At 56.1% G+C, this 7788-nt stretch carries 8 protein-coding genes; 3 read left to right on the forward strand and 5 right to left on the reverse strand.

Annotated features, from left to right (window positions below):
* Window positions 1–144: hypothetical protein (locus B2W52_RS11635; protein WP_286803183.1), on the forward strand; the 144-nt coding region annotated here is incomplete at its 5' end.
* A 52-nt stretch (window positions 145–196) separates the two neighbouring features.
* Here B2W52_RS11635 and B2W52_RS11640 read toward each other — a convergent pair.
* From B2W52_RS11640 to dbpA, 4 genes are all read right to left on the reverse strand, one after another.
* Window positions 197–1531: a sodium ion-translocating decarboxylase subunit beta gene (locus tag B2W52_RS11640; protein ID WP_053114931.1), complete on the reverse strand. Its 1335-nt coding sequence runs from the start codon at window positions 1529–1531 to the stop codon at window positions 197–199.
* A gap of 13 nt (window positions 1532–1544) precedes the next feature.
* Window positions 1545–3332, reverse strand: a complete 1788-nt coding sequence (gene oadA, locus B2W52_RS11645) for a sodium-extruding oxaloacetate decarboxylase subunit alpha (protein WP_053114930.1) — start codon at window positions 3330–3332, stop codon at window positions 1545–1547.
* A gap of 41 nt (window positions 3333–3373) precedes the next feature.
* A complete protein-coding gene (locus B2W52_RS11650; protein WP_008172126.1) occupies window positions 3374–3625 on the reverse strand; it encodes an OadG family protein in 252 nt (83 codons plus the stop codon).
* Between the two features lie 223 nt (window positions 3626–3848).
* Window positions 3849–5222 carry an ATP-dependent RNA helicase DbpA gene (gene dbpA / locus B2W52_RS11655; RefSeq protein WP_008172127.1) on the reverse strand — a complete coding sequence of 458 codons (1374 nt, stop codon included), beginning with the start codon at window positions 5220–5222 and terminating at the stop codon, window positions 3849–3851.
* A gap of 106 nt (window positions 5223–5328) precedes the next feature.
* Here dbpA and B2W52_RS11660 point away from each other — a divergent pair, with 106 nt between their 5' ends.
* The gene (locus B2W52_RS11660; RefSeq protein WP_008172128.1) at window positions 5329–5865 is read left to right on the forward strand and encodes a DUF2058 domain-containing protein; all 537 of its coding nucleotides are present in this window, start codon (window positions 5329–5331) and stop codon (window positions 5863–5865) included.
* Between the two features lie 133 nt (window positions 5866–5998).
* A complete protein-coding gene (locus tag B2W52_RS11665; RefSeq protein ID WP_053114929.1) occupies window positions 5999–6415 on the forward strand; it encodes a hypothetical protein in 417 nt (138 codons plus the stop codon).
* Between the two features lie 85 nt (window positions 6416–6500).
* On the opposite strand, the gene B2W52_RS11670 is transcribed toward B2W52_RS11665, so the two are convergent.
* A partial coding sequence (locus tag B2W52_RS11670; protein WP_286803178.1) for a choice-of-anchor F family protein occupies window positions 6501–7788 on the reverse strand: 1288 nt, incomplete at its 5' end.

Here is a 7788-nt window from a genome sequence, read left to right on the forward strand (position 1 = left end):
AAGCCGTTACTGACTGCCCGATTGCTGCATGTGATGGGAGTGCTGGAGCGACAGGGGGACATTGTGCATGTGATGGCAGGTCGGCTTTCGGACCTCAGCCACCTGATTCAGTCGTTACCCGTGAATTCCAGGAATTTTCATTAGACACAAAAAAACCCCGCACAGAGGCGGGGTTTTTTGTACTGCGGTGAACAAATCAGCCAAGAAGCTTGATCATTACACCCGCAGCAACCGCAGAGCCGATAACGCCAGCCACGTTCGGGCCCATGGCGTGCATCAGCAGGAAGTTCTGCGGGTTGGCTTCCAGGCCCACCTTGTTGGAGACCCGCGCTGCCATCGGCACCGCAGATACACCGGCAGAACCGATCAGCGGGTTGATCTGCTCTTTGCTCAGCTTGTTCATCAGCTTCGCCATCAGAACACCCGAGGCAGTACCCACACCGAAGGCCACGATACCCAGGCCCAAGATACCCAGGGTCTGGGCGTCCAGGAACTTGTCTGCCATCAGTTTGGAACCAACGGACAGGCCAAGGAAAATGGTCACGATGTTAATCAGCGCGTTCTGGGCCGTGTCGCTCAAACGCTCGACCACGCCACATTCACGCATCAGGTTACCGAAGGTGAACATACCCAGCAGCGGCGCTGCATCCGGCAGGAACAGAACGACCGCAATCAGAACCACCAGCGGGAAAATGATCTTTTCCTGCTTGCTGACAGGGCGCAGCTGCGTCATCTTGATCTTGCGCTCTTCAGCGGAGGTCAGTGCTTTCATGATCGGCGGCTGGATCATCGGCACCAGTGCCATGTAAGCGTAGGCAGAGACCGCAATGGCACCCAGCAAGTGCGGGGCCAGAACACTGGAGACATAGATGGAAGTCGGGCCATCTGCACCACCAATGATACCGATAGCGGCGGCTTCCAGAATGTTGAACTCCAGAACACCGGTCCAGTCCAGCAGCGCAGCACCAATGACAGTACCGAAGATACCGAACTGGGCAGCGGCACCCAGCAGCAGGGTCTTGGGGTTAGCCAGCAACGGACCGAAGTCGGTCATCGCGCCCACACCCATGAAGATCAACAGCGGACCAACCGTACTGCCAATGATCACGGAGTAGAAGTTATAGAGCATGCCATTGCCGTAACCGAAATCCTGGGCCAGGGAGTTGGCCATCGCCATTTCGGAGTAGCTGGCCTCTTTTACGGCCACCTTGAAGGCGTCTTTCAACTCTGGCGTCACCGCCTGCCCGACCTGGTAGGCCACATCCAGAGGTGCGGCCAGAGCAGCCAGAATCTGAGTTGACTCTTCCTTCAGGGCAAAATGGATGGCATTTTCCGCCGCAGTCAGGGCAAGGCCTGCCTCCGGAATATTCGCCAGGATGCCGCCGAACCCGATGGGTACCAGAAGCAACGGCTCAAATTTCTTGTTAATCGCAAGATAGAGAAGCAAGAGGCCGATGGCGATCATGATCACCTGGCCGATCTCGATGTTGAACAGGCCACTACCTGTCCAGAGTGTCATTAATTTATCCATGGAATGCTGGCCCTTATGCGATTGTCAGCATTTCGTCATCAGGGGAGACGGCATCACCGACCTTGATGAAGACTTCGCCGATTGTGCCGGCTTTTGGCGCGCGAACCTCGGTTTCCATTTTCATGGCCTCGAGGATAATCATCACATCGCCCTCTTCCACGGTGTCACCCGGAGAAACCAGAACCTTGAAGATGTTGCCGCCCAGCGGTGCAACCACAGGCTCGCCTTCACCCGCTGCAGGTGCCGGAGCCGAGGAAGCAGCCGGTGCGGAAGCGGCACCGCCCTCGCCCTGGATCTGGCTGATCTCGCCACCTTCGGAAACGGCAACCACAAACTTCTTGCCATTCACTTCAACGGTGTAGGTCTCAGGGCCTTCAGATTTCGCGGCCGGAGCAGCGCTTTCAGCGGTCGGAACCGGCTCGAACGCATCCGGGTTGTCACGGTTTTCCAGGAACTTCAGGCCGATCTGCGGGAACAGCGCGTAGGTGAGAACGTCGTCTTCAACGTTGTCAGACAGTTTGATACCCTTCTCGTCGGCCAGCTTCTTGAGTTCGTCAGTCAGCTTGTCCATTTCCGGCTCAAGCAGATCCGCCGGACGACAGGTCACAGGCTCTTTGCCATCCAGAACACGCTCCTGCAGTTCCTTGTTCATCGGCGCCGGTGCAGCACCGTACTCGCCTTTCAGGATCGCAGAGGTTTCTTTGGAGATGGACTTGTAGCGCTCGCCGGTCAGAACGTTCAGTACCGCCTGGGTACCGACGATCTGGGACGTCGGGGTTACCAGCGGGATGAAGCCCAGGTCTTCGCGAACCTTGGGAATCTCGTCCAGAACCTGATCAAACTTGTCGCTGGCGTTCTGCTCACGCAGCTGGTTTTCCATGTTGGTGAGCATGCCACCTGGTACCTGGGCAATCAGGATGCGGGAATCGGTCCCACGCAGGCTGCCTTCGAATTTCGCGTACTTCTTGCGCACCTGGCGGAAGTAGCTGGCGATTTCTTCCAGCAGGTTGAGGTCCAGGCCGGTGTCACGGTCAGTGCCCTCCAGAATCGCAACGACGGCTTCTGTGGGCGAGTGACCGTAGGTCATGCTCATGGAGGAAATGGCCGTATCCACGTTATCGATACCGGCCTCCGCAGCCTTGATGGCGGTAGCGGTCGACATGCCGGTGGTGGCGTGACACTGCATGTGGATCGGAATATCCAGCTCTTTCTTCAGACGGCTGACCAGATCATAGGCCACGTACGGCTTGAGGATACCGGCCATGTCCTTGATCGCAATGGAGTCCGCACCCATGTCGGCAACTTCTTTCGCCAGCTCTACCCACATCTCGATGGTGTGCACCGGGCTGGTGGTGTAGGCAATGGTGCCCTGGGCATGCTTGCCGGTCTTGCGAACGGCCTTAATGGCACGATCCAGGTTACGGGGATCGTTCATCGCATCGAAAATACGGAATACGTCAACGCCATTTTCAGCGGCACGTTCACAGAAACGGTCCACCACATCATCCGCATAATGACGATAGCCCAGCAGGTTCTGACCGCGCAGCAGCATCTGCTGCTGGGTGTTGGGCATGGCTTTTTTCAGCTCGCGGATGCGCTCCCAGGGATCTTCGCCCAGGTAGCGAATGCAGGAATCAAAGGTAGCGCCGCCCCAGGATTCCAGGGACCAGAAACCGACCTTGTCGAGTTTCTCGGCAATTGGCAGCATGTCATCCAGCCGCATACGGGTGGCAAGCAGGGACTGGTGGGCGTCACGCAGGATAACGTCCGTAATCCCCAGCGGTTTCTTTGTGTCAGTCATCGTGTCAGCCTTCTGTTTAAAGGTTCTAGTCTTTTACCGGTTCACTTCTTGTGGCGGGACCGGAATTGTGCAATCGCCTTCTTGATGGCCTCGGCGGTGTCAGGGTCAACCGACGCGGGCGCCTTCGGCTTGGCACGTGGCGTTTTGGCCGGGGTTGCCGGCTCTGGCGGCGCAAACCGTCCTATGAGCTTGGACATGAGGAGTGTCGCGAACACCAGAATAATGAGGAACACGAATACAAACCCCATTCCGGCAATCATCAGATCGACGGCTTGTGACATCAGGTCATTCATATCGAACAGCTACCTGTATTGATTTATATTTCTCCCGATCTGTGCCCGGACTGACCAGTTAGACTAAGGTCTAACACGCTTCCGCGACAATTCGGGGGGCAAAATCCTGCGTAATTTACCGTTTTCAGGGTGCCCGGGCAACCTGAATGCAAAAATCTATACGGGGTTTCCGAGCGTCGCGGCCCGAAAAGACACGCATTTATACAGACGAAGCAATTCTCATTCAGGCATATCGAACGCGTATTTTCCGCCCCTTGACCTTGCCACTTTCGAGCCTGGCCAATGCCTTAGCTGCAAGCGACTTCTCTACCGCGACAAAACACTGATGATCAAACAGATCAATCTTGCCGACAGCTTTGCCAGGCAGGCCTGCTTCGCCCGTCAGGGCACCCAGGACATCGCCGGGACGAACCTTGTCTTTGCGACCACCGGCAATGCACAGGGTCTTCATGGCGGGCACGACCGGTTTCAGCGGCGTCGCCAGGAGTTTCTCTGTGTCTCCCCATGTCACGCTGCGGCCTCTTTCGGACTCGATGCGGGTAATCTTGTGCCCCTGGGCCGGCGTGCAGAAGGTAACAGCATGACCCCGCTCCCCTGCCCGGCCGGTGCGCCCGATCCGATGGGTATGCACTTCGGGATCCCGCGCGGGCTCGGCGTTGATAACCAGGGGCAGAGACTTTATGTCGAGGCCACGGGCAGCCACGTCGGTGGCAACCAGGATGGAGCAGCTCTGATTGCCAAACCGCACGAGCACGCTGTCTCGATCCCGTTGCTCCAGATCGCCATGCAAAGGCAGCGCAGAGAAACCCCGCTCACCAAGTTCCGCCGCCATGTCGTCACACTGCTGTTTGGTGGTGCAGAAAACGATGCAGGACTCGGGCTGACGCTCGGAAAGCAGCGCTACGATGGCATCCGATTTGGAATGTGGCGACACTTCGTAGAACAGCTCTTCAATGTCCGGGTTGTCACCGGCTTCCTCGGCCCGAACGTCTACCGGGCTTTTCTGGTACTGCTTGCTCAATTCACGGATGGGCGCCGGCCAGGTCGCCGAAAACATCATGGTCTGGCGTGATGGCGGAGTCTGGGACAGGATGTCTTCCATCGCTTCCTGAAAACCCATATCCAGCATTCGGTCCGCCTCATCAAGCACCACGGTTTTAAGCCGCGCCAGCGAGAGGGTCTGCTTGCGCAGGTGGTCCTGAATCCTGCCCGGGGTACCCACAACAATATGAGCGCCATGGCTCAGGGACCCGATCTGGGGGCCGATGGCAACACCACCACACAGAGTCAGCACCTTGATATTGTCCCGGGCCCGCGCCAGCTCACGGATAGCTTTGGCGACCTGGTCTGCCAGCTCACGGGTCGGGCACAGCACGAGCGCCTGAACCGCGAACAGTCGGGGATTGAGCCGCTCAACCAGGCTGATGCCAAACGCCGCCGTTTTTCCGCTACCGGTTTTGGCCATGGCAATGATGTCTTTTCCCGCCAGCCCCGGCGCAATGGCCTTCGCCTGAATCTCCGTGGGTTGGGCAAACCCCAGCTGGTTAAGGTTCGAGCACATGGCGGTAGACAGGCCAAAGTCGTTAAAAGAAGACATAGAAGAAAATCCCGGATTCAGCGGAAGCTGGTTATGAAGGCAATAATGAGGGCGTATACTAGGCCGAAATGATACCAGAATATGCAACGAAAGAACGGAGTTACTGATGGCATCCCTGCAGGATCAATTGCTGAAGGCCGGCCTTGCCGACGAGAAAAAAGCCAAGGCCATTCGCAGCGAAAAACGGAAGAAAAGAAAGCAGCAACCCAAGGGTGCTGTGGAAGTTAACGAGGCCGAGACCCGTGCACGTCAGGCCCGTGAGGAAAAAGCAGAGCGGGATCGCCAACTCAACCTGGAGCGTCAGCGCGCTGCCGAAAAGAAAGCCATCCAGGCCCAGATCCGGCAACTGGTAGAAACCAACCGGCTGGACCGGAGCCGCGGCGAAACCTCCTATCAGTTTGTTCATGACAAGAAGATCAAGAAGCTCTTCGTAGACGACACTATGGTCGATCAGCTATCCCGCGGCCGCCTGGCAATTGTTTTCGTGAACGATAACTACGAGATTGTGGCGGAAGGTGTTGCCCGAAAAATCATGGAGCGGGATGAGAGCGCCGTGGTGGTACTTCATGATCGCAAACAGGACGATGCAGGTGAGGATGATCCTTACGCAGGCTACGAAATCCCTGATGATCTGATGTGGTAACGCACTAATCAACCGCAGATCCACCCTTTTGGTCCTACATGCACCCGGGAAATACATAGGTACTACTCATAACCCCAAAACTTCTGACTTGACCTATACTTTAGTTATATCCATAGAACGAAGGGGATTAACTATGAGACTGAAAAAATCATTGAGCTTGATTGCTGGCGCCACGTTACTGGCGTCTTTGGCCAGTATGCCGGTTGCCGCCCAATCGGACGACCAGGTTTTCGGACGGGAACTGATGACCCAGCAAGAGCTGCAACAGCACCGGGAAACCATGCGCAACCTGAACACCGACGCCGAGCGTGCGAAGTACCGCCAGCTCCACCATGAACGGATGATGGAACGAGCCAGAGAGCGTGGCGTTGAGCTCAGGAACGGCATGGGACAGGGTTCCGGAAAAGGCATGGGTAAAGGCCAAGGCATGGGCCAGGGTATGGGGCAGAAAAACGGCCAGGGTATGGGCCAGCAAAATGGACAGGGCGCCGGGGGTGGCGGTAACGGCAAGAACCAGCAGTATAAGATGAAAGGCTCAAACAGCCAGTAGTCGGACATTGCTGTTCAGGGCCACAAAAAAATCGGGGCTGATTGTCAGCCCCGATTTTTATTTGCGCCTTTTACCTCGAGATTATTCAGGCATTGCGTAGACGCTTACGCGCCCACAAGCCGCCCATCGCCATCAGCACCAGGCCCGGCAGAACCGGATCGAACGGAGCACCTGGTTTGCCTGCGGTGCAACCAAAGATGGTACCGCCGCCACTACTGGACGCTGCAGTGGGCTCTTCAGGCTCGGGTTCAACCGGAGTATCTGGAATCATCGGATCATCAACTGCACCATTCAGACCGGTAACCCTGAACGTGAAGCTACAAGTCGTACTCACACCATCACCGGTACAGGTTGGCCAATTGGCAGCCGCGCCCACTGAAATTGTGGGGTTGATATTGACGTTGGCGAGATCTTCAATCGGGCCTTGAACATAACCGGCAACGCGTTCATATGCCGCTTCATCAGCCAGAATCGTCGCGTTTACAGCCTCAACAGTTTCGAACGAACCGTCTGCCAACTCATACAACCCATCCTCACCCTCATCAGACCTCCATGTAGCGTAGAGGGAGCCGTCTGAAGTATTGAGCACTTTCGGAGGTTGATTAGCCCACTCGGCGAAGGCATCAATGGCTACAGCCTCGCCATCGATCAGGACTTTGAAACCCTCGCCCGTATTGTTGTAATCGGCAACATACAGGCCAGCAGCAGAAGACTGATTCAATGAAATTGCATCAGGTACAGTATCTTGGGCATCCCCCTCACCCAAGGTATCCACAATTGGCCCTACATCGTCGGCTACGCTCGGGTCGAAGTTAATGCTGTTGGGATCCCATCGATCAGCGAGAGTATCTACCGTATTGTCGCCATCGGCATCTACCTCAACTGTCGTACTAAAGACTTTTTCATAAGTCTGCCAATCCGGCGCGGAAGCCGTTCCGGCGTTATAAGCCAGAAGGATCGAGTCGTTGGCCGGATTACCATCGTGATCAATAAACCATCCCGTGGGCGTTTCGCTCAGCGTCCGCCAATCACCAAACAAAGAACTGTACTGCGTGGCAATGGTGCCATTGGTTTCAAGCACATCTCCATCATCAGCCGTAGCAAGCGATTCAGTAAATGGAGCAACCTCGGTGCTGAAGAAAGGCAATCCCTCAACTTTACTACCGCCGAAAAGGCCGCCGGGGTACTTACCAACAGGCCCGATACTCAGTTTAGCGCCATCTGCAAAGCCGAAACCCAGACCATCACCAACAGATGAACGCATAAACTCGCTTCCAACCCCAAAACCGAGCTCGAAACGGATCGCATTCAAATCACCGCCAACCGAATTGGAGGCGTCGGTAAGATTGGAAAACTTGCCAATCACCCGATAG

It is taken from the genome of Marinobacter sp. UBA2498 (assembly GCF_002341575.1).
GTDB classification, from domain to species: domain Bacteria; phylum Pseudomonadota; class Gammaproteobacteria; order Pseudomonadales; family Oleiphilaceae; genus Marinobacter; species Marinobacter manganoxydans.